Genomic DNA, 25,490 nt, shown 5'->3' with positions numbered 1-25,490 from the left:
GTTGAAACAGATTGTTGGTTGAGTATGCAAAGCAACGTTGAACCCCCACTGACTACTCTCCCGGCAGCCCCACCGCTGGCCGCCGACCCCAATGCGCCCGACGACCTTGCCGCGTTCAAACACGCGTTCCGCCGCCACGCTGCCGGCGTCGCAGCGATCACGACACTCGCGCCCGACGGCAGCCCCGTCGGGTTCACGGCCACCTCCCTGGCCTCGCTGTCGGCGGTTCCGCCACTCGCAACGTTCAACATGGCCAGGTCGGCCAGCTCGTGGGCTGCGATCGCCGCAGCCGACCGCGTGGCCATCCACATGTTGGGTGCCCACAACCGGGCCATCGCCGAGAAGCTCGCCGGCCCGCACGCAGAACGTTTCGTCGGCGATCACTGGCAGCCTGGCCCGTACGGGCTGCCCGTGTTGACCGGGGTGACCAGCTGGATGCTCGGCCGCGTTGTCGAACGGGTTTCGGTGCACAACAACGCCGTCGTGGTCGTGCAGATCGAGGGCGGCGGCATGGGCACCGACGACGAGGCCCTGCTCTACCACGAACGCACCTACCGGGTTCCGGGCGCCGCTGTCTAGACCAGCCCGGCCACCGCGCGGACCGCAGGGGCAACTCTGGCGCGAGATGCCACTTTCGGCCCTATCGTCCGCGCGAGACGACACCATCGGCCCCTCGACGAGCTCCCAAGGGGCCGAAGCTGTCGTCTCGCGGCGGGGCGAGACTCCCCTGAGCCTGGACATACTTTAGACAAGAGCCACTGCATGCTCGAGGAGCGCGGCCGTTACTTCTTGCCGGCCAGCTTCTCGGCAGCCTTGCGACGACGGCGTTCAGCCTCGGCCACCGCCGCCTCCGCCGGAGTCGGCGCCGTTCCGCCAAGGTGCGCCGGCTGCCACCACTGGCCGGTACCCGGCACCGAATACTCCGCCTGCACGGCAGCAACCAGGGCCTGCAGGGTGTCGTGGAGCCGTAGCGTGGTATCCGCGACGTCGTCGTCAACGCGGCCAGCGGCATCCGCTGAAAAAGGTTCCCCAAAACGGATGCTGACCGGCACGCCGATCCGCTCCCTCAGCGTCGAACGATGGTTCTTGGTCATGAGCCGATGCCCGCCCCACACCGCCACCGGAATGATCGGCACGTTCGCGGCCAGTGCCATGCGCACGGCACCGGTCTTGAGCTCCCGCACGGTGAACGAGGCGTTGACACCTCCCTCGGGAAAGACTCCCAGCAGTTCGCCGGCGCGCAGGGCCTCGACGGCCTGGGCGTAGGCCGCGCCGCCGCTCTCCATGTCGACCGAGATGTGCTTCATGCCGCGCAGCAGGGGCCCGACCAGCTTCTGGTCGAAGGCGCCCTTCTTGGCCATGAACCGGATATGGCGGCGGTTGTGCAGCCAAGTCACCCACTCGACCAAGGCGAAGTCCAGGTACCCGAAGTGGGTGATCGCCAGCACGGCGCCGCCACTCGCCGGCAGCTGCTCGAGCCCGGTGACAGTGCGGCGCACCCGAAGCAGGCCGAACAGGGCTCGCCCGGCTCCGATGGCGGCCTGGTAGATCGGCTCTCGCTTGTGCATGCTGCCAGCCTAGGCTCGCATCCTGTCAGTCATCTGCGGTCTGCGGTGACGAAATCCGGTCCGAGGATCAGGTCAGGCAGTTCGGGCCGAGAATGCTCTTGAGTTCGCCGAACAGGTCGGCGCTCACTTTCACCCGGTGCGGCAGCTCGAACACCCGGGCCACATCCCCCTTGACCAGTTTGAGCCGCACCTCGGCGTCGCCGGCGTGGCGCTTGAGAATCTCACCGAGCGCACTTACCGTGTCGGTCGTCGCACGGGCCTCCCCCACGGTGATCGAGACCATGCTCTGGTCTGAACCCTGCCCGAGCTCCGGCTGGAACACGCTGAACGCGTGCAGGTTCATGCCGTCGTCGCGCAGGCTCACCCGCCCGCGCACCACGACGACCGAGTCGCTGATCAGTTCCGGCGCGAACTCGAGGTAGGCCTTGCCCATGAACATCGCGGTGATCTCACCGCCGAAGTCCTCGACCTGGATCATGCCGTACTGGTTGCCCGACTTCTTCGCGATGCGATGCTGCACGCTCGTGATCAGGCCGGCCACGGTCACCGTGTCGCCGTCCTCGGTCGACTCTGAGGCGATCAGGTCGGCGATCGTGGTGCTGGCATGCTTGGCGAGCGGGATCTCCAACCCGGCGAGCGGATGGTCGGACACGTAGAGCCCGAGCATGTCGCGTTCGTAGGCGAGCTTCTCCTTCTTGCTCCATTCCGGCCGGTCCGGCACCTGCTCAGTGTCCTGCGGTTCGTCGAACAGGCTGTCGAAGTCGAACCCGATGTTGCCGTTGCTCTCTTCGCGCTTGATCTTGACGGCCGATTCGACGGCGGATTCGTGAATCTCAACCATGCCGCGCCGGGTCGCGCCGAGCGAATCGAACGCCCCGGCCTTGACCAGAGATTCGATCGTGCGCTTGTTGGCGACCGGAAGCGGCACCTTGCGCAGAAAGTCGTGGAACGACTCGAAGCGCCCCTTCTCCTCGCGGGCACCGCGAATGGCCTCGACCACGTTGAAGCCCACGTTGCGCACGGCACCCAAACCAAAACGGATGTCCGTGCCAACGGCCGCGAAGAACCCGATCGACTCGTTCACGTCGGGCGCCAGCACCTGGATGCCCATGCGGCGGCACTCGTTGAGATAGAGCGCGAGCTTGTCGCGGGAGTCACCGACGCTCGTGAGCAGGGCGGCCATGTATTCGGCCGGGTAGACGGCCTTGAGGTACGCGGTCCAGTAGGAGAGCACGCCGTAGGCGGCGGAGTGTGCCTTGTTGAAGGCGTAGTCGGAGAATGGCAGCAGGATATTCCAGACCGTGGTGACGGCGTCCATTGAATAGCCGCGGTCCTGCATGCCCTTGGAGAAGCCCTCGAACTGCTTATCCAGCTCGGACTTCTTCTTCTTACCCATGGCGCGGCGCAGCAGGTCGGCTTCACCGAGCGTGAAGCCGGCGAGCACCTGCGCGATCGACATGACCTGCTCCTGGTAGACGATTAGGCCGTAGGTGTTGCCGATGACATCTTTCAGGGCTTCCTCAAGCTCTGCATGGATCGGGATGATCTCCTGCACGCCGGTCTTCCGCAGCGCGTAGTTGGTGTGCGAGTTGGCGCCCATGGGCCCCGGGCGGTACAGCGCGATGACGGCCGAGATGTCTTCGAAGTTGTCGGGTTTCATCAGCCGCAGCAGGGCGCGCATCGGCCCGCCGTCAAGCTGGAACACGCCGAGGGTGTCGCCGCGGGCGAGCAGTTCGTACGCGGCGGGGTCTTCCAGGCCGAGGTCTTCGAGTACGGGTCGGTGGCCGCGGTTCACGGCGATGTTGTCGAGGGTGTCGTCGATGATGGTGAGGTTGCGCAGCCCGAGGAAGTCCATCTTGATCAGTCCGAGCGCTTCGGAGGCGGGGTAGTCGAATTGCGTTACCACCTGGCCATCCGCTTCACGTTTCATGATCGGGATGATGTCGATCAAAGGGTCGCTCGACATGATCACGCCGGCGGCGTGCACGCCCCACTGGCGCTTGAGATTCTCCAGGCCGAGGGCCGTGTCGAAGACGGTGCGGGCCTCGGGGTCGCTTTCGATCACGGCCCGAAAGTCGGCTGCTTCGCGGTAGCGCGGGTGGTCTTTGTCGAACATGCCGGTCAGTGGCACGTCCTTGCCCATGATGGCCGGCGGCATTGCCTTGGTGAGCTTGTCGCCCATGCCGAACGGAAAGCCGAGCACGCGGGAGGCATCTTTTAGGGCCTGCTTGGCCTTGATCGTGCCGTAGGTGACGATCTGGGCGACGCGTTCCTCGCCGTACTTCTCGGTGACGTATTTGATGACCTCACCGCGGCGACGCTCGTCGAAGTCGACGTCGAAGTCGGGCATGGAGACGCGGTCGGGGTTCAAGAACCGTTCGAAGATGAGGCCGTGCACGAGCGGGTCGAGGTCGGTGATGCCCATCGCGTAGGCGACCATCGAGCCGGCACCCGAACCACGGCCGGGGCCGACACGGATTCCCTGCTGCTTGGACCACATGATGAAGTCGGCGACGACCAGAAAGTAGCCGGGGAATCCCATCTGCACGATGATGCCGATTTCGTAGTCGGCACGCTTTCGCACATCTGCGGGGATGCCCTTCGGGTAGCGCTTGGCCAGCCCGATCTCGTTCTCCTTGATGAACCAGCTTTCCTCGTTCTCACCCTCCGGGCAGGGAAAACGGGGCATGTAGTTGGCTTGGGTGTTGAATTCCACCTCGCAGCGCTCGGCGATGAGCAGCGTGTTGTCGCAGGACTCGGGGTGGTCCCGAAACAGGTGCCTCATCTGAGCGGCCGTCTTCAGGTAGAACTCGTTGGAGTCGAACTTGAACCGGTTCGGGTCGTCGAGGGTCGATGCCGACTGCACGCAGAGCAGAGCGGCGTGCGCGGTGGCGTCGTGCGCGTGGGTGTAGTGCAGGTCGTTGCTGGCCAGCAGCGGCAAGTCGAGCTCCTTGGCCAGCTTGAGCAGGTCGGTCATGGTGCGGCGTTCGATGTCGATGCCGTGGTCCATGATCTCGCAGAAGAAATTCTCCTTGCCGAAGATGTCCTGAAAGTCGCCGGCGGCTTTCTTGGCTTCCTCGTACTGACCGAGGCGCAGGCGGGTCTGCACTTCGCCACCGACGCATCCGGTCGTGCCGATCAAGCCTTTGGAGAACTGGCTGAGCAGCTCGCGGTCCATGCGCGGTTTGAAGTAGTAGCCCTCGAGGCTCGCCTTCGACGAGAGCCGGAACAGGTTGTGCATGCCCGCCGTGTTCTCGGAGAGCAACGTCATGTGGGTGTACGAGCCGGCGCCACCCACGTCGTCACGGTTCTGCCCGCTCGTGCCCCAGCGCACCCGGGTCTTGTCGCGACGATCGGTGCCGGGCGTGATGTACGCCTCGGTGCCGATGATCGGCTTGATGCCGGCGTCGGTCGCGCTCTTCCAAAAGTCGAAGGCGCCGAACACGTTGCCGTGGTCGGTGATCGCGACCGCCGGCATCCCCTGCTCCACCGCAGCTTTGATCAGGGGTTTCACCCGGGCGGCGCCGTCGAGCATGGAATATTCGCTGTGCACGTGCAGGTGGACGAAATTGTCAGTGGCACTGACCGGGTTACTCACAGGGACTCCGACGAGTTGGTGAAACGATTAGGGACGAGTCGGCCTCGGTCAGTCTCCGCGCAGCACCGCGAGGGCGTGCGAGAGGTCGGCCGGGTAGTCGGCGTTGTAGGTGACCCACTCGTGACTGTCCGGGTGAGTGAACGCCAACTGTTTAGCGTGCAGCCACTGGCGTTTGAGACCAAGCCGGGCGGTGATCGACGGATCGGCTCCGTACATGGCGTCACCGACGCACGGATGCCGTTGGGCCGTCATGTGCACCCGAATCTGGTGGGTGCGCCCCGTCTCCAGGTGCACCTCGAGAAGGGAACCGTAGGGGAAGGCTTCGAGGGTCTCGTAGTGGGTGATCGAGGGCTTGCCGTCGGCCATGACCGCGAACTTCCAGTCCGACCGCGGGTGGCGGCCGATCGGGGCGTCGATGGTGCCGGCAAGTGGGTCGGGGTGGCCTTGCACGACCGTGTGGTAGATCTTCTCGACCTCGCGGTCGTGGAACGCCTTCTTGAGTGCAACATAGGCCGTCTCCGACTTGGCGACGACCATGAGACCGCTCGTGCCGACGTCGAGGCGGTGCACGATGCCCGCGCGCTCGGCGGCACCGGAGGTGGCGATGCGAAAACCCGCAGCGGCGAGGGCCCCGGGTACGGTCGGCCCGGTCCAGCCGACGCTCGCGTGCGCGGCGACACCGGCCGGCTTGTTGATCACGATGATGCTCTCATCGTCGTGCACAACGGTGAGGTCGGGAACGGCGATGGGGATGATGCGGAGTGGCTGTTTGGGCTGCCAGGTCACTTCGATCCAACTGCCGGCCCGCAAACGTTCGGACTTGCCCACCACGGTGCCGTCGAGCACGACTCCGCCGGCCTCGGACACCTCGGCAGCGAAGCTGCGGGAAAAACCGAACAGCTTGGCCAGGCCGGCGTCGACGCGCACTCCTTCGAGACCGTCGGGGAGCGGCAGTGATCGCCGCTCCGGGGGGCTGGACAGGCCCGGGGAGCCGGTCATGGCAGGGCCTCGGCGCCCGGGGCTGGCCGTTCACGGGTGGGGGCAACGGTGTCGCTGGTGGTGGTATCGGGGGTCACAGCATCCGTTTGTTTCAGTGTTGGCGTGGCGGTCTTGCTTTCGGCCACGACCTTGTTGCCGTCGAGGCCGATGCCGCGAATGGTCAAGATCATGAAGATGACCATGCTGCTCACGATGGCCATGTCGGCGACGTTATAGATCGCCGGCAGCAGCCACGGTGTGGAGATGAAGTCGACGACGTGCCCGACGCCGAAGCCGGGTTCGCGCAGCAGCCGGTCGGTCAGGTTGCCGAGCACTCCGCCGAGTAGGAGCCCGAAGACCAGTCCCCAGGCGAACGAGCGGATGCGCCGGGCGAACCAGACGATGAAGATGACGACGGCCGCGGCGATGATCGAGAAGATCCAAGTGGAGCCGCTGGCCAGGGAGAACGCCGCGCCCGGGTTCCGAACAAAGTGCAGTTGCAGCACGTCGTTCAGAACCCGAATCATGGACCCCTCGGTCATCGAAGCGACGACGAGGTACTTGCTGACTTGATCGAGCGCGTAAACGCCCAGCGCGACGAGGGCTAGAACGATAAGCGCTCGCGAACGCTTCTTCGTTCGGGCCCTAGGCTCCAAAGCCCTGGAAGCTGGGCTTCGGCGCGTTGCCGGCGTCGACCGAGGTCGCATCGAGGTCGTGGAGCTGGCCCTCGATGTAGCTCTTGAGCTTCAGGCGGTACTCGCGCTCGAACGTACGCAGCTCGTCGATCTTGCCCTCGAGCGTTGAACGCTCCTGGTCGAGCTTCTGCAGTTGCACGCGCTGCTGGGTCTCGGCTTCGGCAATGACGCGTGCTGCTGTGGCGTGGCCTTCAGCGATCAAGGCGTCGCGCTTCTCGGCGCCTTCCTTGACGTGCTCTTCGTGCAGGCGGCGAGCCAGCTGCAGCAGGTTGGTCGTGCCGGCCGTCTCGTCGATTGGTGCGGCGGCGACAGGAGCGGCGACGGGTTCGACCACGACGGGCTCAGCGACCACGGCAGCGACCGGAGCAGCCTCAGCTGCCGGGGCAGCGTCAGAGCCGACCTGGCCCCGCAGTTCCTCGTTCTCCTTGGTCAGGCGACGCAGTTCGACGACGACCTCGTCGAGAAAGTCATCGACCTCGTCCTGATCGTATCCCTCACGGAACTTGGTCGACTGGAACCTTTTGTTGACTACATCTTCCGGAGTTAGCGCCATGGCTTTCCACCCTCAAAACTTGTATTTATTGTGAACAGTTGACTGACTCAAGCCCATGAGTGGCTCAAGTATTTTATTAACTACGGGCTGCCGACGAGCGAGTACGGGCTCACGGCGAACCAGTCATCCGACAAGGATACATGCCCCGCTAGGCGCGTTGTATTATTCCTGCCACGGTCATGCCGACGATGCAGCAAAGCATCGTCAGTGTGAAGCCGAAATCCAAAGCGATGGGCCCGATGCGAAGCGGCGGAACCAGACGACGGAAGAAACGTACCGGCGGATCGGTCAGCGTGTAGACGAGTTCGACGAGCACCAGCAGGAAACCCTGCGGGCGCCAGGCCCGGTTGACACCGCGCACAAGATCGATAATGAATCGACCCCAGAGCACGAGGAAGTACATGAAGAATACGAAATAGAGAAGATTCCCCAGAATTGATAGACCAGTCACGCTTAAGTCTAGCCTTGCGCGAAGAAGGAGCTGTCTTCAGCGCCCTCTTCGGTGGTGCTGTCGCCGGAGACGACGACGTGGGACGGCGAGAGCAGGAAGACCTTGGCGGTGACGCGCTCAATCTTGCCGTACAGGCCCTGCGACAGGCCGCTCGCGAAGTCGATGAGGCGGCGAGCATCGCCGTCGCTCATCTGCGACAGGTTGATGATGACCGGGATCCCTTCGCGGAAGGACTCGGCGATGACCTGGGCGTCCTTGTAGGCGCGAGGGTGAACCGTGAGAATCTCATTCATTTCAGACGCAGCCACATTCTGGGGGGTCGAAGTCTTACGCAGGGGGGTCACCGGTGCACGACCGGCATCATGGTGGGCCGCGTTGGCATGAGGGGCATTGCTGTCGTGCCCGCGTGCCGGAACGGCGCTCACGTGATTGGCAGCGGCATGGCTACTGGAGCCGCTGTTGGAATTGCCGGTACCGGCGGGTGCCTGGTACTCCAGCTCTTCGTCTGCCAGACCCAGGTAGACCATGGTTTTCTTGAGCGGGTTGGACATGTCGACCTCCGTGTTGGTTTGCTACTTCGAGATTATTAGAGCACCGGGCGATTGCCGGTGATTGCAGTGCCAATTCTTAGGTGTGTCGCCCCTTCGAGCACGGCCGCCGCGTAGTCCTGGCTCATGCCCATGGACAGTGCGGTGGCGTCCGGGGCCTGGCCGCGGATCTGTTCGCTGAACTCGCGTACCTGGGCAAAGGCCCGTCGCGGTTCAGCGCCGAGCGGCGCCACGGCCATGAGGCCGAGCAGGACGAGGCCCGGTGTGGCCTGAACGCTGTCGACGAGGGCCGGCAGGTTCGCGGGATCCACACCGCCGCGAGCCGCGTCATCCGTTAAATTCACCTGAATGAAGCAGTCAACGCTCGCTTCCTCCGAGCCGAGAGCGCTCACCAATGACTCTCGATCAATCGAGTGGATGACGTTGGCGTAGGCCCGCACCTGGCGCGCCTTTTTGCCCTGAATCTGACCGACGAAGTGCCAGACGAGGTCGAGATCAGTGAGCGACGCTGCCTTGCCCTGCGCCTCCTGGTGTCGGTTCTCCCCCAGGTTGCGAACACCCAGGGCGTAGAGCTCTTCGATCAATGAAATCGGGTGAAACTTGGTGACGACGATCGTGGTGATGTCGGCCGGGTCACGGCCAGCCTCACCCGCGGCGTCGGCGACGCCAGCGCGCACGGTCTGCAGACGGGTGGCCAGATCGCTCGGTGCCGTTATGCCCGGTGCCGGTTCGGCCGCCGCGTCAGGAAGTGCCATGCTCATGCTGCTCTGTTCGTCACGTGCGATTAAGGCAGTGCGCCCGGGGTCGACATTCTGACACATCGTCCCCGGGACTACTGTAAACGCGCCTTATTTGAGGAAGTCGGGGATGTCCAGGTCGTCGGCCTCTTCTTCAAAGGCCGGGTCGGCCACGGTCACGCCGTTGCCGGCGTCGGAGCCGCCCCAGACGGAGGCCGCGAGCTCGCCGTCGCTGTAGCTGCCCGAGTCGGTCGCTGGGGTTCCCGTGGCGCTGCCAGCGGATGCCGCAGCTCCGGCGGCAGCCGTTCCGGCGCCGGCCGCGATGCCAGCCGCGACGAGGTCGGCACGGCGAACCTCGACCGCCTTGGCGCCGGGCTCGCCGCCGTCGAAGCCGGCGGCGATGACGGTGACCCGTACCTCGTCACCCAAAGTGTCGTCGATGACGGCACCGAAGATGATGTTGGCTTCGGGGTGCACGGCTTCCTGCACGAGGCGGGCCGCGTCGTTGATCTCGAAAATACCAAGGTTGGATCCACCCTGGATCGACAGGAGCACGCCGTGCGCGCCGTCGATCGAAGCTTCGAGCAGGGGCGAGGCGACGGCCAGTTCGGCCGCCTTGATGGCACGGTCGGCGCCGCGAGCTGAGCCGATGCCCATGAGGGCCGAGCCAGCACCCTGCATGACCGACTTGACGTCGGCGAAGTCGAGGTTGATCAGGCCGGGGGTGGTGATCAGGTCGGTGATGCCCTGCACACCGGCGAGGAGCACCTGGTCGGCGGTCGCGAAAGCTTCGAGCATGCTGATGCCGCGGTCGCTGATCTCGAGCAGGCGATCGTTGGGTACGACGATGAGCGTGTCGACCTCGTTCTTGAGCGAGGCGACACCGGTCTCGGCCTGCGCCTGGCGACGCTTGCCCTCGAAGCCGAACGGCTTGGTGACGACACCGATCGTGAGGGCGCCGATCGACTTGGCGATGCGGGCGACGACGGGGGCGCCACCGGTTCCGGTGCCACCACCCTCGCCGGCGGTGACGAAGACCATATCGGCCCCGGCGAGGGCTTCCTCGATCTCCTCGGCGTGGTCCTCGGCGGCGCGGCGACCCACCTCAGGGTCAGCACCGGCACCGAGGCCGCGGGTGAGGTCACGACCGACGTCGAGCTTGACGTCGGCGTCGCTCATGAGCAGGGCCTGGGCATCCGTATTGATGGCGATGAACTCGACACCGCGGAGGCCCAGTTCGATCATGCGGTTGACGGCGTTGACGCCACCACCGCCGATGCCGACAACCTTGATGACGGCTAAATAATTTTGATTGTTTGACACGTCCGGCCTCCGGGTGGAACCCTAAACCTCTAGTCGAAGTTTAAAGTTATGCTGAGTATGCAATTCCTGATTACGAAAGTATGCGGGCGCGGCGCGTCGCTGGGGAGGCGCGCCCGCGTGTCGCGAAGAACTCGAAGAATCCGTTGCCGCGACCCGTTGCGGGGCTCCGCGCGAACCCCTTCACGCCCATTTTGGGTTTCACGCGCCCATATACTGCTCGCGCGCGCGGCACGCCAGCTGCGCCAGCCGCGCAAGCAGCTTTCAGCCGCTCGTGCAGCATCGCGGCGCGCCGAATCTTGCCGAGCGGTTGCCGCCCTTCACCGCGACCGCGCCCGAAACAGGTGGCCGTTACGGCGGTTACCGTAGCGCGCATCCGTTTCGGGCACGGTCGCGAGGCGGAACGCCGAAAATCAGCGCAGCACGGCGCTGTCGGGCGAGGAGACGTCGTATTCGTTCACGGTGCCGGCTGGGTGGCCCACGAGCAGGGCGGCCAGCACGACGGCCTTGTACTCGGATTTTTCCGGGCTGCCCCAGACCACGCGTTCGCCACCGAGCAGGCTCAGGGTGACGTCGTCGGTAGTGACCGCGGTCACCGAGTCCAGCTGGGTGCGAATGCTCTCCGGCAGCACGGCGAGGACCGCGGCAGCGGCCTTGAACCCGGCGCTGGAGATGCCGTCCGGCGCGTCGATCAGCGGGTAGCCTGCCGCGCGTTCCGGCGTCGTCTCGATGACGACACCGGCGGCATCGACCAGGTCGAATCCGGTCGGTCCGGTCAGCACGCCAACCGGCACCCGCTCGACAATACGCACCACGAGTGTGCCGGGCGGGCGACTCTCCGTGACGTAGCTCTGGATGAGCGTGAACTTCGACAGTTCGCCCTTGACCACGCCGCTGTCGATGAGCGGCAGCGGGGTGCCGAGCTGATCGGCGAGGGCCGCTGACACATCCGCCGCCGGAATCCGGCTGGTGCCGACGACCTCGATCGTGCGCAGGGCCATCAACGGTGAGTAGGCCGCCCCGATGATGAGCCCGAAGGCAAGCACGATCGAGCCGACTCCGAGAATCCACGCTGTGCGCTGGCGCCGGGTGCGTCCGGTGAACCGTCGCACCTCGGCGCGTTCGAAGCGTTTGCGGGCGCGCTGGGCCGCCCGCAGCACCGACCGGGCCGCGCGGGCGCCGGGCGTGCCGCCGGAGGCCTCTCCAAGCGATTCTGCCTTTCTGCCCGCCCGTGCCGATGACGGGGCCGAGTCAGACGGCACCGGTTTGACCGTGACCCGCGAAGCGGATGCGCCTCCCCCGGCCAGCACGATCGGTTCCGTCGTAGTGTCGGAGGGATCAAAGGGTTTCGGCGTAGATTTGAGCGCTGCGACGCCGCCGCGCGTTTTCTTCGGTTTCGCCGGCGTTGGAGCCCGTTTCGTCGGCGCTGGAGCCCGTTTCCTTGGCGGTCGGGCTGACGCCGGAGCGTCGTCAGATTCTGCGAGTGGCTGCACTGCCGGCTTGGCGCGCGGCGATTTCGCGGCCGGGGCCGCGGTCGGGGTCGGGCGCGCTGGCTGCGGCTCGTTCGGTCGGTCGAAGCCGGCCGGCCGCCTCACCGCCGCCTCATCCGCGTACTTTTTCGAGCGAGGCGAGCAGCTGGGGCACGATGCGGTTCACATCGCCGCAGCCGAGGGTCACGACGAAGTCTCCGTCGCGGGCGATGCTGGCAAGGTAATCGGCGGCATCCTGCCAATCGGGCACGTAGGCGACGTGGGACGGGTCGCGGAATCGTTCGGAGACAAGCGCACCGGTGACCCCGGGCTCCGGGTCTTCGCGGGCGCCGTAGATGCCGAGCACGATGGTCTGGTCGGCGAAACTTTCGAGGGTCTCGGCGAATTCCCGCGCGAACAGACGGGTGCGGCTGTACAGGTGCGGTTGGTGGACCGCGATGATGCGCCCCTCACCGACCACGGTGCGGGCGGCGGCGAGGGCTGCGGCCACCTCGGTCGGGTGGTGGGCGTAGTCGTCGTAGACGCTGACACCGCCGACCGTTCCGTGCAGCTCGAACCGGCGCTGGGTGCCGCCGAACCCGGCGATGGCATCGAGGCTGGCCGCCGGGTCGAAGCCGAGGCCGACCAGCACGGCGAAGGCGCCGGCCGCGTTGATGGCGTTGTGCTTGCCGGGGATTCGCAGGGTCGCGTTGTAATCCTGACCACGCCAGGAGACGCTGAAGCTGACCGGACCCGTCGTGGTGATGGAGTGCACGCGCACGGTGGAATCCGGGTGCTCGCCGAACGTCATGACGCGGGCGGCGGCATCCGCTGCGCTCAGGCCCGCGGTGATGGCCCCGGTGACCCGTACCGCGCCGACGTCGTCGGAGGAGATCACGACGAGCTCCGTTGCGTTGCGGCTGAATTCGACGAAGGCGGCCTCGAAGGCTTCGAGGGAGCCGTAGTGGTCGAGGTGGTCTGGATCGACGTTCGTGACCAGGGCGACGGCCGTGTGGTACAGCAGAAAGGAGCCGTCGGATTCGTCGGCTTCGACCACGAACAGGTCGTCGGTGCCGCTGGCGGAACTGACTCCGAGCGATTCGATCACGCCGCCGTTGACGAAGCTGGGGTCCTGGCCGAGGCCGAGCAGACCTGTGACGATCATGCCGGTGGAGGTGGTCTTGCCGTGCGCACCGGCCACCGCCACGAGCCGGTGCGCTCGAATGAGCCAGGCGAGGGCTTGCGCCCGGTGCAGCACCGGAAGGCCGCGTTCATTGGCGAGCACGTACTCGGGGTTGTCCTGCCAGAGCGCTCCGGTGACCACGAGGGTGTCGGCCTCACCGACGTTGGACGCTTCGTGCCCGATGAACACGGTCGCACCGAGATCGCGCAGCGCCGTGACGTTGGGCGAGTCCTTCGCGTCTGAGCCGGTGACGGTGTAGCCCTGGTCCAGAAACAGACGAGCAATACCGCTCATGCCCGATCCCCCGATGCCCACGAAGTGCACACGTCCGAGCTGGTCGGGAATGGTCAGAGTGAGGTCTGGTGCGATCACGGTTGTGCTCTTTCTCGATAGCAGTTAGAGGCAAATTAAAACAGATGCTGCGGGAACTACGTTACGCGTGCGAACGCCCGATGGGCGCGAGCGCGCCCTGCACCAGGTCGAGCATGCGGGCCGTTCCATCACGCGCACCAACGGATGCCGCCCCCCGCGCCATAACGCCCAGCCGCGCCCGGTCACCCAACAAAGTCACCAACTCACCCTGAACGAAGGCCGGCACGAAGTCCGCATCAGCGATCACCACGCCCCCTCCCGCTGCCAGCACGGGCGCGGCGTTGAAACGCTGTTCACCATTGCCGACCGGATACGGCACGTAGACCGCCGGAATACCGAGCGCACACAGTTCGCTCACCGTGGCAGCGCCCGCGCGCGTCACGGCGAAATCGGCGGCGGCGAGGGCGAGATCCATGCGGTCGCAGTACGCCAGCAGGTGGTAATCCGGCAGCTCGGGGTCGGCGACCTCGGCTTTCGACCCGGTGATGTGCAGCACCTGCCAGCCGGCGGCCGCGATCTCCCGCGCCGAGGCGACCATTGTGGCGTTGAGTGTGCGAGCACCGAGCGACCCGCCGGTGACGAGCAGCACGGGGCGTTCCGGGTCGAGGCCAAAAAATGCCAGCGCCGCGGGCCGCGCCTCCACCCGGTCGAGTTCTTCGATTTCGGGCCGCAGCGGCATGCCCACGAACCGGGCGTGCCGAATTGGCGTGCCGCTGAAGGCGACTCCGACGTGCCGGGTGAAGCGAGCGCCGAGTTTGTTGGCCAGCCCGGGCCTGGCGTTGGCCTCGTGAATGACGATCGGCACCCCGGCACGGCGGGCGGCGAGGTAGGCCGGTGTGGAGACGTACCCGCCAAAACCGACGACGACATCGACGTGCCTTGAGCGGATGACGTCTCTCACCAGTCGCACGGCGGCGCTGAAGCGCGGCAGAAAGCGCAGGGCGGCCCGATTCGGGCGGCGCGGAAACGGCACCCGGGGAACGACGATGAGTTCGTAGCCGCGCGCGGGAACCAGGCGAGCCTCGAGGCCCTCGGCGGTTCCAAGAACCAGCACCGTGGCATCCGCTTCAAGAAAACGGATGCGGTCGGCGACGGCGAGCAGGGGGTTGACGTGGCCGGCGGTTCCGCCGCCCGCGAGAAGGTACGTGGTCATGCCCGGTTAGCCTCAATGGAGTCGGTGAAATCGTTCTGGGGTTCGCTCGAGCGGTCACCGCGCGCAAAGGAGAGCACGATGCCGATCGCGACCAGGGTGGTGAGCAGAGCGGTGCCACCGGCCGAGATCAGCGGCAGCGGTACGCCCAACACGGGGAACACTCCGAGCACCACGCCGATGTTGACGAAAGCCTGGCCGATGATCCAGACCATGGCGGCGGCCGTGGAGACCTTGGCCTGCACGGTCGTGGCGGTGCGCATGACGCGCAGAAAGGCGAAGGCCAGCAGAATGAACATGCCGAGCACGACTATGCAGCCGATCAGGCCGAGCTCTTCGCCGATGATGGCGAAGATGTAGTCGTTGTCGGCGGCTGGCAGCCAGGACCATTTGGCCTTGGAGTTGCCGAGGCCGACGCCGAAGACGCCGCCGCTGGCCAGCGCCCAGGTGCCGTGCAGCGGTTGCCAGCAGCTCGAGGAGATCTCACCGCTCAGCTCGGTGCAGCCCTCGTTGAGAAAGCTCATGATGCGGGTCAGACGGTTGGGGCTGGCAATGGCCAGAACGATAGCGCCACCCACTCCCACCAGCAGGGGCACGGCGAGCAGGCGCAATTTGACGCCGGCGAAGAACAGAGCGCCGAACAGAATGCCGGCCATGATCATGGTGGTTCCGAGGTCGCCGCCGATCATGACGAGCAAAGCGGCGCCGCCACCCACCCCGAACACCGGAATGAACACGTGCTTCCAGTCGTCGAGCTGGTGCTGTTTCTTCGATAGAATCACACCGAGCCAGATGACCAGGGCCACCTTGATGCCCTCGGACGGCTGGAACTGAATGCCGAAGATGTTCAGCCAGTTGGTGTTACCGCCGGTACCGCGGCCGAGCCCGGTAGCCACCACCAGAAACTGAAAGAAGCAGGTGATGAGCATCGCCGGCCAGGCCACGCGCCGCCAGAACGCGAGCGGCAGTCGGCTGACCACGAGCATGAGCGGAATACCGATCAGCGCGAACATGCCCTGACGCAGCAGTCCGCCGAAGAAGCCCATGTCGGCCAAAAACGAGTCCACCGACGACGACGACAGCACCATGACGAGGCCGAAGATCACCAGGAACAGGGTGGTGCCGAGCAGCAGAAAGTAGTTGCCGCCCTCGGACTTGAACACCCGCCCGAGGTTGATCCGCACCTGTGGTCCGCCCGGGCCGTCCGATGCCGCCGGTTTTTCGGGTGCCCCGGGCGGGCGCCCCGCAGCGGCACGGGAACCGGAGGCCGGCCGTGATCCGGGCGTGGATCGTGAACCGGCAGCAGGTCGTGAGCCGGAGGCCGACGCCTGCGCCTGCGTGGTCGGCCGGGTGCGGGAGGAGGGGTTACGCGGCACCTGTACCATCCGCGTCACCTACCCAAAAAGTCGTGTACTGCCTGATTGAAAAGTCGCCCGCGTTCGACATAGCTCTCGAATTGGTCCATCGATGCGGCGGCCGGTGCCAGCAGCACCGTGTCACCGGCCCGAGCGAGTTCGGCGGCCAGCCGCACAGCCCGCGTCATGACTAGTTCAGTGTCGTCCGGGTCGATCTCATACACGGTCAGGTCGGGGGCGTGTCGCGCGAATGCCTGGCGTAATGCCAGGCGGTCCACGCCGATGATGATCGCGCCGCGCAACCGGCCGACGTGCTTCTGCACGAGCTGGTCGATATCCACGCCCTTGAGCAGCCCGCCGACCAGCCAGACCACCGACTCGTACGCGGCCAGGGAGGCGTCGGCGGCGTGCGGGTTGGTGGCCTTGGAATCGTCGACCCACTCGACGCCGTCGCCGATGGCGACCGTTTCGATGCGGTGGGCGTCGAGGTGGAAGGTTTCCAGCGCCGTGTGAATGGTGGCCGGCAGGGCTCCGTACGAGCGCGCGAGGGCGCTCGCGGCAAGCACATCCATGATCACGTGCGGCGCACCGAGTCCGGCCGCGACCAGGTGCGGCACGGTGGTCAATTCCAGGGCGCGTTCGAACCGGTCCTCGAGAAAAGCGCGGTCGCAGACGATGCCGTCGACGATGCCCAATTCGCTCGGTCCGGGCACGCCGAGGCCGATACCGATGGCCCGGGCGCCGTCCTGCACGTCGGCGTCCTGCACCATCGCGAGGGTCGCGGCATCCGCTGTGTTGTAGACGCAGGCGACAGCCGTGTTCGAGTAGACCTTGGCCTTGGCAGCTCGATAGGCCTCGGCCGACCCGTGCCAGTCCAGGTGGTCGTCGGCAACGTTCAGGCAGAGGCTTGCCCAGGGCCGCAGGGCGCCCGGACCGCTCAACGGCAGGTGGTGCAGCTGGTAGCTGGAGAGCTCAACGACGAGCACGTCCCAGCCGGCGGGATCGCGGATGGCGTCGAGCACGGGCACACCAATATTGCCGCAGGGGGCGACGCGGCTGCCGTGGGCGGCGAGCATGCTGGCGGTGAGCTGCACGGTGGTGGTCTTGCCGTTGGTGCCGGTGACGAGCAACCACTCGGCAGGCGAGCCGACCTTGTCGCGCAGCCGCCAGGCCAGTTCGATGTCGCCCCAAACTGGCACGCCGTTCTCGTGCGCCCAGACCAGCAGTGGGTGGTCGGGGTGGAAGCCGGGCGAGACGATGATCACGTGCGGATGTTGCGCCGCGAGTTCCGCGGGCACCTCGCGCAGGTCAGCCTGCACGAACGGCACGCCGAGCACCGTGAGCAGGTCGAATCGTTCGTCGGGGCCGGGCGACGCGAGCACGAGCACGTCGGCGCCGAGTTCGGCGAGGGTGTCGGCGGCGGCGAAACCGGTCACTCCGAGGCCGAGCACGGCGACGCGCAGGCCCTTCCAGTCGGCGTGCCAGCTGGTGAGTGTGTTCAGGCGATCAGCGTCGCTCATTAGCGAGACAGCCACTCGAGGTAGAACGACCCGACGCCGGCGGCGACGAGCAGGCCGCCGATGATCCAGAACCGCACGACCACCGTGACTTCGGCCCAGCCCTTGAGTTCAAAATGGTGATGGATCGGGCTCATCAAAAAGATGCGTTTACCGTGGGTGATTTTGAAGTACGCACGCTGCACGATCACGGATCCGGCTTCCATCACGAAGAGGCCGCCGATGAGCACGAGGAGCAGTTCGGTGCGGCTGAGAATAGCAAGGGCGGCCAGCGCGCCACCGAGGGCGAGCGACCCGGTGTCGCCGAGGAAGATCTTGGCCGGTGAGGTGTTCCACCAGAGGAACCCGATCAGCCCGCCGACGATGGTCGCCGAGACGATGGCGAGGTCGAAGGAGTCGGGGCCGAGGTAACACTTGAACTGGTCTGAGGCATCCGCTCCCCCAAAACAGCTCTGGTTGGACTGCCAGAACCCGATCACGACGAAGGAACCGATGGCGAAAATGGAGGCCCCGGTGGCGAGGCCGTCGAGGCCGTCGGCTACGTTGACCCCGTTCGACGTCGCGGCGACGATCAGGCAGATCCAGAGCAGGAACACGGCGATACCGATGAAGGTGCCGAGTTTCATGAAGTCCAGCGGCAGGTCGCGAATGAACGAGATGCTGGTCGAGGCAGGCGTCTGGCCGTTACGGTCGACGAACTGCAGCGACAGCACACCGAAGGCGCCGGCCACGATGACCTGCCCGAGTACCTTCGACCAGCCGCCGAGGCCGAGGCTGCGCTGGTTGCGGGTCTTCAGAAAGTCATCGAGAAAACCGACCAGGCCGAGGCCCACCATCATGAACAGAACGAGCAGCGGCGACGGGGTGAACGGTCGTTGTTCGATCAGCATGGCTGTGAAATAGCTGATCAGCACGCCCAGAATAATGATGATGCCACCCATGGTGGCGGTGCCGCGTTTGGCGTGGTGACTCTTGGGGCCGTCGTCGCGAATGAACTGACCCCAGCCTAACTTCTTGAACAAACGAATGAACAGCGGGGTCAGAAACAGGGTGAACGCGAGCGAAAACGCTCCGGACAGCAGAAGGACTCTCACGAGAACAAGTCTCCCAGTCGATCGCCGAGGAATCGCAGACCCGCGGAGTTGGATGACTTCACGAGCACGGTGTCCCCCGGATTCACGCTGGTGCGCACGAGTTCGAAGGCTTCGTCGGGCGTGTCGACATACGCCGATTCGCCGTCCCAGGACCCCTCGTTGATGGTACTGATGTGCATGCGGCGGGCGGCGGGGCCGACCACGATTATCTGGGAGATGTTCAGGCGCACGGCGAGCAGTCCGACGCGATCGTGCTCTTCACCGGCTAGTGCACCGAGTTCGGCCATCTCGCCGAGCACCGCGATGGTGCGCCGTCCCGGAGTGCCGATCTGGGCGAGCGTCTTGAGCGCTGCGCTCATGGAGTCGGGGCTCGCGTTGTAAGCGTCGTTGATGACGGTGACGTCATCCTTGCCGCCGAGCACCTCCATGCGCCAGCGTTCGGCCCGGGTGGTTGCCTCGAGAGCGGCGACGATATCACCGAGTGATACCCCGAGCACCTCCGCAGCGGCGGCCGCGGCGAGGGCGTTCATCACGTGGTGCTCCCCGAGCACCGGGAAGGTGACCGGTGCTCTCTGCCCGCTCGCCAGGTGCAGGGTGAAGGTGGTGCCGGTCCGTCCGGAGTGCAGGTCGCTCGCCCGCACATCAACCTGACCATATTCGCCGAAGCGAACGACACGTGCCGGGGTCATCGCCTGCATCTGCGCGACGCGCGGATCGTCGGCATTCAGCACCGCGACATCCGTGGGAAGAAGGTGGGTGACCATCTCGGATTTGGCGCGCACGGTGGCGTCGAGGTCGCCGAACTCGCCGGCGTGGGCGAGACCGATGGTGAGCACGATGCCGACGTCGGGGCGCGCCAGACGCACGAGGTGCGCGATGGCGCCCTCGCTGCTGGCACCCATCTCGATCACCAGGAAACGCGTGCCCGGGGTCACCTCGAGCATGGTCATCGGCGCGCCGACCTGGTTGTTGAAGGAGCCGCGCGGGGCGACGGTCGGGCCCACCCGCTCGAGCATGCTGCGGAGCAGGTTCTTGGTCGTGGTCTTGCCGTTGGAACCGGTGACCGCCACGATCTTGAGCGCTCCGTCAGCGCGCACGCGGGCGACGACCGTGGAGGCGAGGGCACCGAGTGCGGCGACGACGTCGGCGACGACGATCTGGCTGACCGGCAGGTCGAGCAGGCGTTCCACGATGAGCAGCGCGGCGCCCTGCGCGGCGGCGACGGGCGCGAACACGTGCCCGTCGGTGACGGCGCCGGGCTTGGCGACGAAGATCGAGCCGGGTTCGATCAGGCGGGAGTCGGTCTGCACCGATCCGTCGATCAGGTCAGCGGCGGTGGCCGCGCCGGTCAGGTGCAGCGCACCGTCGACGGCGTGGCTGATCTCGGCCAGGGAGAGGGCGATCATTTACAGCCACCCAGCGTCGCGGAGCGCCTGGCGGGAGTCGTCCCTGGCCGAATACGGCAGTTTCACGCCTTGTACCTCGTGGTAGTCCTCGTGGCCTGGGCCGGCGTACAGAATGGTGTCTCCTTCGTGTGCGAGTGACAACGCCGTACGGAATGCCGTACGGGGGTTGGCCACCTCGTAGAACTCGCCGTCTGGCACGGCGTCGCGCGCTGCTTTCAGCAGTACGGCGCGGATGCTCGCGGCGTCTTCAAATCGCGGGTGAAAGTCGGTCACGACCACGATATCGCTGCCCTGGGCTGCAATTCGGCCCATATCGGCGCGTTTCGTGGTGTCGCGGTCACCGTCGGCGCCGAACAGCATGATCAGCTTGCCCGGCGTGAACTTGCGCAGGGCCGCGAGGGTGTTCAGGAACGCATCGGGGCTGTGTCCGTAGTCGATGTAGACGAGCGGGCCCAGGTCGCCGGAGATGCGCTCGGCGCGCCCGGGGATGAACGCGACGATGCCGCCGTCGCGGTTCAGCGTGTGCTGGATCGCGTCGAGGTCGAATCCGCTCTCGACCAGCATGACGATGGCCAGGGCGGCGTTGGCGGCCATGTACCAGCCGAGCAGCGGCACCCGGGTGTGCAGGCGGCGACCGTCGGGACCGTCGAGTACGAAGTCGGTGTGGGACGCGGTTTCACCGACCACGGTCATGCGCCAGTCGGCGTCTACATCGGCCCGGTTGGTGATGGTCGTCACCGGAATGCGGCATTCGTCGGCGACGCGGCGGCCCCAGTCGGTGTCGACGGTGATCACGCCGCGGTGCGAGCGGTCGGGTTGGAATAGCTCGAGCTTGGCCTGGAAGTAGTCGTCCATCGCGGCGTAGTCGTCGAGGTGGTCGTGGCTGAGGTTGGTGAATGCGGCGATATCGAAGACGAGGCCGTCGACCCGGTAGCGGCTGAGGGCCTGCGCCGAGACTTCAATGCCGACGGCGCGCACTTCGGCCTCGTTCATGCGGGCCAGCAGGGCGTGCAGTTCGCTGGCTTCGGGCGTGGTCAGCGAACTCGTGACGGCGAGGTCGCCGATACGACGTTCGGCGGTGGAGGTGAGTCCGGAGACGACGCCGAGTTGGTTCAGGATGCCGAACAGCAGGTAGACCACACTGGTCTTGCCGTTGGTGCCGGTGACGGCGAACAGGGTCGCGGGATTGTCGTCGGTGCGGTAGATCCAGGCGGCGACGGCGCCGAGCGCGGCGCGGGCATCCGGTGTCAGCAAAACCGGCAGGCCGCTGGCCGCGGCGAGCAGCGCTCCGGCCTCGTCGGTCAAAATAGCCACAGCCCCGGCTTCAGCGGCCGCCGCGGCGAAGGTGGCACCGTGCTGGTGTGCCCCGGCAACGCCGACGTAGAGGTCGCCTGGTTGCACCGTGCGCGAACTCAGGCTCACTCCGGTGACTTCGAGACCGTCGATGTCTCCACGTAGTTCCAGATCAAATTCGGCAACCAATCCCGACAAGGACCGCGGAACGGGGTGCTCGGGACGGAGAGCCGACGGCGCCAATTCAGACACGCAGGGCTCGCTTTCTTACCAGGTGGAAGGGAGGTCAGGCGCAGTCGCGCCCGAGGGAACCGCCCGGTACTTTTTCAACACCTGGCTCATGATCTCCTGGAAGACCGGAGCCGGTGCGGCAGACGTATTCAGTTTAACAGGGTCGGCGATGTTGACCGAGACGACATACTGTGGATCGTCGGCCGGTGCGAAGCCCGACACCGACACCAGATACCCGTTGGAGTACCCGCCCTTGCCGTCCGGCATCTGCGCTGTTCCGGTCTTGGCGGCCACGCGGTAGCCCGGAATGTTCCACTTACTCTGCACCCAGCTCTTCTGGTACACCATCTCGAGCACGTCGCTGGTTTCGTTCGCCGCCGTCTCGGACAGCACCCGGGTTCCGGTGGCATCGGGCACGTTAGTCATGGTGCCATCAGCCTGACGGCAGCCCTCGACCAGCTGTACCGGCATGCGAACACCGTCATTGGCGATGGTCTGGTAGATGCTCGCGACCTGCAGCGCGCTCGTTGTCAGACCCTGTCCGAACATGGTCGCGTAGCTGGTCTGGTTGTCCCACTCGTCGACCGGGTGCAGAATTCCGCCGTCTTCGCGCGGAAAGCCAGTTTCAGTCGGGGTGCCAACGCCGAACGCCTTCATGTAGTCGTAGCGCTGCTGGTCGGTGAGTTTCTCACCGAACTTGGACATGCCGGTGTTGCTCGAGTCGATCAGCACGCCGGTGAGGGTCATGTTCTGGTCCGGGTGCGAATGGCTGTCATTGATGTTCGCGCCGTTGGCCGGCAAATACCGGTAAGGCGCGACGATTCCGGTCTGCAGGGTGGCGACGCCGGAATCGAGAACGGATGCCGCGGTCAGCGCTTTGAAGGTCGAGCCGGGTTCGAAGGATTGGGTGAAGGCCCGGGAGCCGCGGTCTTCGGGGTTCTCGGTACCGCCGACGTTGTTCGGATCGACCGAAGGGTAATCGGCAACGGCGAGGAGCTTGCCGGTCTTGGCGTCCAGCACGACAGCGGTCGCCCAGGCCGCCCCGGTTTCCTGCGCCCGGGCCGCGAGGGTCTGCTGCACGAACCACTGGAGGTCGGAGTCGATGGTGGTGACGACGTCACCGCCGTCGACGGCGGCGGTGCTCGTGACGCTGCTGCCGGGGATGCGCACGCCGTCGGCACCCTTTTCGTAGGTTTCCTTACCGTTGGTCGAGGCCAGGCAGGCATGCTGCCCGGATTCGAGGCCGGCCTGCGGCACGCCCTCCCCCGAAAGATAGCCGAGCATATTGCCGGCGACGGCGCCGTTCGGGTAGACCCGACTGGGACTGTTCTCCGAGTAGGTCCAGGGAATGTGCAGGTTTTGCACGGCACGGAGTACGTCGACATCGACTTTCTGAGCGATGTAGGCGAAGTTGGCCTCGGCGTTTGCCTCGAGGGCGGTGGAGATGGTCAGCAGAATGGCGTCGCCGGTCTGGCCGGTGGCGGCACCGATTTCGGCGGCGGCGTCGGCCACCGAGATTTCGACCTTCTTACCGTCGACGGTTCGTTTGAAGGGCGTCGCGTTCACGGGCGACATGGTGATGTTGTACCGCATGACCGTTCCGGCCAGCACGACACCGTTGGTGTCGACGATCTCGCCGCGGGAACCGTAGACGACCTGGCCGACCGAGCGGTTTCCTACTGAGTCTTTGGTGAGCGAATCGGCCTGCACGACCTGGATATCGACCAGGCGCACCAGGAACACGGCGATGACGGCGAACAGCACGAGGATGGTGACAAGCGTGCGACGACGGCTGGACCGCGAATTGGTCGGGTTGTTTCGGGCACTACTGCTTCGGGTATTGCGCACGCTCATCTGCCCATCATGGTCGAGTCACGGAAACTATCGGGTAGTGGGCGCCGCGAGTCCCGCAGGAACTACCGGTGCGCTCGTGATCGCAACAGCACCGGCGGCCGCCGGATCCGCCGGAAGCTGTGACAGCAGGGTACTGCCGTTCAGCAGGGCGTTGGGAACAAGGCTGGCCGCTCCGGCCTGCGAGCCCGACGCCGAGGCCGGAGCGCCCAAAACAGCGCCGTCAGAGAGGCGCAGGTAGACGGGGTTGGAGTTGCTGACCATGCCGAGGCCCTCAGCGTTGGCGGCGAGGCTCTGCGGGGAGGATACCCGCACGAGGTCTTCGCTCACGCTCGCGGCCGTGCGGCCGAGTTCCGACTGACTCGACTGCAGGCTGGAGATTTCATACGCGCCCTGGGAGATGCCGACGCTCAGCAGCAGCTGGGCGACCATGATGGCAGCCATGCCTGCTACCGCGGTGAGGGCGTAGAAGATGCGCGGGCGGGCACGGCGGCTCGGCGTCGGCGAGACCAGTCGAAACCCACGCCGTGCCGGTGCGCTGGTCTCGAACGGTTCAGGTTCGAAGGAAAAGGCGACGCGTGCCAGGTTGTCGCTCATGCGGCGGCCCTTCTCAGTCGTTCAGCTGCGCGCAGCCGAACCGGCGTCGCGCGGGGGTTGAGTGCTTTTTCTTCGTCGGAGGCCAGTTCGGCACCGCGGAGCAGGAGGGTAAACAGCGGCTTGTGTTCGGGCAGTTCCACCGGAAGCCCGGCCGGAGCGGTGGAGCCGGATGCCGCGGCGAGTGCCCGCTTGACGATGCGGTCTTCGAGTGACTGGTAGGCCATGACGACGATGCGGCCACCGACCTGCACGCGGTCTAGCGCAGCCGGAATGGCCCGTTCGAGCACGGCCAGTTCCTGATTGACCTCGATGCGCAGCGCCTGGAACACGCGCTTGGCCGGGTGGCCGAGACGCTGGATGGCGACCGGGGTGGCCTTGGTGATCACGTCGACCAGTTGCGCGGACCGCACGAACGGTATCGTTTCGCGGGCTTCGACGATGGCCTTGGCATACCGGGCCGAGAGTTTCTCTTCGCCGTAGTCCTGGAAAATGCGCTTGAGATCGCGTTCGCTGTAGTCGGCGAGGATGCTCTCGGCGGTGAGGCCGGCTGTGCCGTCCATGCGCATGTCGAGCGGGGCATCCTTGGAGTAGGAGAAACCGCGTTCGACGCGGTCGATCTGCAGGCTGGAGACGCCGAGGTCGAAGAGGACGCCGGCGACCTCGGTGATACCGAGTCCGTCGAGCGCGTCGCCGATACCGTCGTAGACGGTGTGTACGAGGTGCACCCGGCCTGCGAATCCCTTGAGGCGCTCTTCGGCAATAGCGAGGGCCTCGGTGTCGCGGTCGAGGCCGACCAGGGTTAGTTCCGGAAAGCGCGAGAGGATCGCTTCGGCGTGGCCGCCCATGCCGAGTGTGGCGTCGACGAGCACGGCGCCGGGCTTTGTGAGTGCCGGAGCGAGCAGCTCGACGCAGCGTTCGAGCAGCACCGGGGTGTGGATTTCATTGCTGGGGATTTCGTTACTGGCCATAATGCCGGGCTAGTCCGTGAGGTCTGATTCCCCTCCATTTCGTCCTGGCACCGGGGAAGTGTGTCAGGGCAAAACGGCTGGGAGTCAGGCGCCAAGGGCTAGAAAAGTCCCGGAATCACCTCCTCCGTCGTGTTGGCGTACGAGGTTTCCTGCTCGGCGAGGTAGGTGGCCCACGCTTCGCTGTCCCAAATCTCGACTCGGCTGCCAGCACCGATGACGGTCAGTTCCCGGTCAAGCCCCGCATAGCTGCGGAGGTTGCCGGGGATGGTGACGCGGTTTTGTTTGTCGGGTGTTTCCGAACTTGCGCCCGACAGGAACACCCGGAGGTAGTCGCGAGCCTGCTTGCTCGTGACCGGCGCCTGGCGGATCTTGTCGTGCAGGGTTTCGAATTCGCGGGTGCTGAACACGTAGATGCAGTGTTCCTGCCCCCGCGTCATCACCACACCGGTGGAGAGCTCTTCCCGAAACTTCGCGGGAAGAATAATGCGACCTTTTTCGTCGAGCCGGGGGGCGTAGGTGCCAAGGAACACGCTCACCCCTTTCTTCCGGCCAGATT

Annotated in this window: 22 protein-coding genes; 1 reads left to right on the top strand and 21 read right to left on the bottom strand. The window is 65.8% G+C overall.

All coding sequences use genetic code 11. The annotated features are described in order from the left end of the window. Positions 1-24 precede the first annotated feature (24 nt). Positions 25-579, top strand: a complete 555-nt coding sequence (locus CXY78_RS19255; protein ID WP_092339774.1) for a flavin reductase family protein — start codon at positions 25-27, stop codon at positions 577-579. Between the two features lie 203 nt (positions 580-782). Here CXY78_RS19255 and CXY78_RS19250 read toward each other — a convergent pair whose 3' ends face one another. The 21 genes from CXY78_RS19250 to mraZ form a co-directional block, all read right to left on the bottom strand. Next, positions 783-1,568, bottom strand: a complete 786-nt coding sequence (locus CXY78_RS19250) for a 1-acyl-sn-glycerol-3-phosphate acyltransferase (RefSeq protein ID WP_104090737.1) — start codon at positions 1,566-1,568, stop codon at positions 783-785. 67 nt (positions 1,569-1,635) lie between these two features. After that, positions 1,636-5,103 carry a DNA polymerase III subunit alpha gene (gene dnaE, locus CXY78_RS19245; RefSeq protein ID WP_092339876.1) on the bottom strand — a complete coding sequence of 1,156 codons (3,468 nt, stop codon included), beginning with the start codon at positions 5,101-5,103 and terminating at the stop codon, positions 1,636-1,638. Positions 5,104-5,214: 111 nt separating this feature from the next. Continuing rightward, a complete protein-coding gene (locus CXY78_RS19240) occupies positions 5,215-6,165 on the bottom strand; it encodes an RluA family pseudouridine synthase (RefSeq protein WP_092339772.1) in 951 nt (316 codons plus the stop codon). Then, positions 6,162-6,800: a signal peptidase II gene (gene lspA, locus CXY78_RS19235; RefSeq protein ID WP_233197510.1), complete on the bottom strand. Its 639-nt coding sequence runs from the start codon at positions 6,798-6,800 to the stop codon at positions 6,162-6,164. Before lspA ends, CXY78_RS19240 begins: the two co-directional genes overlap by 4 nt. After that, entirely contained in the window at positions 6,790-7,392 is a 603-nt protein-coding gene (locus CXY78_RS19230) for a DivIVA domain-containing protein (protein ID WP_092339770.1), read from the bottom strand. Before CXY78_RS19230 ends, lspA begins: the two co-directional genes overlap by 11 nt. 148 nt (positions 7,393-7,540) lie before the next feature. Next, positions 7,541-7,843, bottom strand: coding sequence for a YggT family protein (locus CXY78_RS19225; RefSeq protein ID WP_174776441.1), 303 nt, complete (start codon positions 7,841-7,843; stop codon positions 7,541-7,543). A gap of 8 nt (positions 7,844-7,851) precedes the next feature. Beyond that, positions 7,852-8,394, bottom strand: coding sequence for a cell division protein SepF (locus CXY78_RS19220; protein WP_104090733.1), 543 nt, complete (start codon positions 8,392-8,394; stop codon positions 7,852-7,854). A 35-nt stretch (positions 8,395-8,429) separates the two neighbouring features. Beyond that, a complete protein-coding gene (locus CXY78_RS19215) occupies positions 8,430-9,146 on the bottom strand; it encodes a YggS family pyridoxal phosphate-dependent enzyme (RefSeq protein WP_199182642.1) in 717 nt (238 codons plus the stop codon). Between the two features lie 93 nt (positions 9,147-9,239). Next, positions 9,240-10,451, bottom strand: coding sequence for a cell division protein FtsZ (ftsZ, locus tag CXY78_RS19210; RefSeq protein WP_092339767.1), 1,212 nt, complete (start codon positions 10,449-10,451; stop codon positions 9,240-9,242). A 410-nt stretch (positions 10,452-10,861) separates the two neighbouring features. Continuing rightward, a complete protein-coding gene (locus CXY78_RS19205; RefSeq protein ID WP_233206243.1) occupies positions 10,862-11,758 on the bottom strand; it encodes an FtsQ-type POTRA domain-containing protein in 897 nt (298 codons plus the stop codon). Between the two features lie 292 nt (positions 11,759-12,050). Continuing rightward, on the bottom strand, positions 12,051-13,472 hold the full coding sequence (gene murC / locus CXY78_RS19200) for a UDP-N-acetylmuramate--L-alanine ligase (protein ID WP_104090729.1): 1,422 nt from the start codon (positions 13,470-13,472) through the stop codon (positions 12,051-12,053). Between the two features lie 61 nt (positions 13,473-13,533). Beyond that, entirely contained in the window at positions 13,534-14,625 is a 1,092-nt protein-coding gene (locus CXY78_RS19195; protein WP_104090727.1) for a glycosyltransferase, read from the bottom strand. Then, entirely contained in the window at positions 14,622-16,007 is a 1,386-nt protein-coding gene (gene ftsW / locus CXY78_RS19190; RefSeq protein ID WP_104090725.1) for a putative lipid II flippase FtsW, read from the bottom strand. Before ftsW ends, CXY78_RS19195 begins: the two co-directional genes overlap by 4 nt. A gap of 5 nt (positions 16,008-16,012) precedes the next feature. Beyond that, positions 16,013-17,497: a UDP-N-acetylmuramoyl-L-alanine--D-glutamate ligase gene (gene murD, locus CXY78_RS19185; protein ID WP_092339763.1), complete on the bottom strand. Its 1,485-nt coding sequence runs from the start codon at positions 17,495-17,497 to the stop codon at positions 16,013-16,015. Beyond that, a complete protein-coding gene (gene mraY / locus CXY78_RS19180) occupies positions 17,497-18,588 on the bottom strand; it encodes a phospho-N-acetylmuramoyl-pentapeptide-transferase (protein ID WP_092339762.1) in 1,092 nt (363 codons plus the stop codon). Before mraY ends, murD begins: the two co-directional genes overlap by 1 nt. Further along, entirely contained in the window at positions 18,585-19,994 is a 1,410-nt protein-coding gene (murF, locus tag CXY78_RS19175; protein WP_092339761.1) for a UDP-N-acetylmuramoyl-tripeptide--D-alanyl-D-alanine ligase, read from the bottom strand. Before murF ends, mraY begins: the two co-directional genes overlap by 4 nt. Further along, complete coding sequence (locus tag CXY78_RS19170; RefSeq protein WP_104090724.1) at positions 19,995-21,539, bottom strand: Mur ligase family protein; 1,545 nt, start codon at positions 21,537-21,539, stop codon at positions 19,995-19,997. It abuts the gene before it with no gap. A gap of 15 nt (positions 21,540-21,554) precedes the next feature. Then, positions 21,555-23,372: a penicillin-binding protein 2 gene (locus CXY78_RS19165; protein ID WP_092339759.1), complete on the bottom strand. Its 1,818-nt coding sequence runs from the start codon at positions 23,370-23,372 to the stop codon at positions 21,555-21,557. A 27-nt stretch (positions 23,373-23,399) separates the two neighbouring features. After that, positions 23,400-23,966 (bottom strand): hypothetical protein, encoded by a 567-nt coding sequence (locus CXY78_RS19160; RefSeq protein WP_092339758.1) that lies wholly within the window; start codon positions 23,964-23,966, stop codon positions 23,400-23,402. Next, positions 23,963-24,934: a 16S rRNA (cytosine(1402)-N(4))-methyltransferase RsmH gene (gene rsmH / locus CXY78_RS19155; RefSeq protein WP_104090722.1), complete on the bottom strand. Its 972-nt coding sequence runs from the start codon at positions 24,932-24,934 to the stop codon at positions 23,963-23,965. Before rsmH ends, CXY78_RS19160 begins: the two co-directional genes overlap by 4 nt. A 98-nt stretch (positions 24,935-25,032) precedes the next feature. Beyond that, entirely contained in the window at positions 25,033-25,464 is a 432-nt protein-coding gene (gene mraZ, locus CXY78_RS19150; protein ID WP_092339873.1) for a division/cell wall cluster transcriptional repressor MraZ, read from the bottom strand. Positions 25,465-25,490 lie beyond the last annotated feature (26 nt).

Origin of the sequence: Cryobacterium sp. N19, from assembly GCF_002929595.1 — a bacterium.
GTDB lineage: Bacteria > Actinomycetota > Actinomycetes > Actinomycetales > Microbacteriaceae > Cryobacterium > Cryobacterium flavum.
This window is presented reverse-complemented; position numbering and strand designations above follow the sequence as displayed.

Coding starts and splice junctions, on each gene's coding strand:
- CXY78_RS19220 (WP_104090733.1), bottom strand. CDS start 8,394: ATGTCCAACCCGCTCAAGAAAACCATGGTCTACCTGGGTCTGGCAGAC.
- murF (WP_092339761.1), bottom strand. CDS start 19,994: ATGATCGCCCTCTCCCTGGCCGAGATCAGCCACGCCGTCGACGGTGCG.
- CXY78_RS19250 (WP_104090737.1), bottom strand. CDS start 1,568: ATGCACAAGCGAGAGCCGATCTACCAGGCCGCCATCGGAGCCGGGCGA.
- ftsW (WP_104090725.1), bottom strand. CDS start 16,007: ATGGTACAGGTGCCGCGTAACCCCTCCTCCCGCACCCGGCCGACCACG.
- murD (WP_092339763.1), bottom strand. CDS start 17,497: ATGAGCGACGCTGATCGCCTGAACACACTCACCAGCTGGCACGCCGAC.
- CXY78_RS19165 (WP_092339759.1), bottom strand. CDS start 23,372: ATGAGCGTGCGCAATACCCGAAGCAGTAGTGCCCGAAACAACCCGACC.
- CXY78_RS19230 (WP_092339770.1), bottom strand. CDS start 7,392: ATGGCGCTAACTCCGGAAGATGTAGTCAACAAAAGGTTCCAGTCGACC.
- CXY78_RS19160 (WP_092339758.1), bottom strand. CDS start 23,966: ATGAGCGACAACCTGGCACGCGTCGCCTTTTCCTTCGAACCTGAACCG.
- rsmH (WP_104090722.1), bottom strand. CDS start 24,934: ATGGCCAGTAACGAAATCCCCAGCAATGAAATCCACACCCCGGTGCTG.
- CXY78_RS19215 (WP_199182642.1), bottom strand. CDS start 9,146: ATGGCACTTCCTGACGCGGCGGCCGAACCGGCACCGGGCATAACGGCA.
- dnaE (WP_092339876.1), bottom strand. CDS start 5,103: ATGCTCGACGGCGCCGCCCGGGTGAAACCCCTGATCAAAGCTGCGGTG.
- CXY78_RS19195 (WP_104090727.1), bottom strand. CDS start 14,625: ATGACCACGTACCTTCTCGCGGGCGGCGGAACCGCCGGCCACGTCAAC.
- CXY78_RS19255 (WP_092339774.1), top strand. CDS start 25: ATGCAAAGCAACGTTGAACCCCCACTGACTACTCTCCCGGCAGCCCCA.
- CXY78_RS19240 (WP_092339772.1), bottom strand. CDS start 6,165: ATGACCGGCTCCCCGGGCCTGTCCAGCCCCCCGGAGCGGCGATCACTG.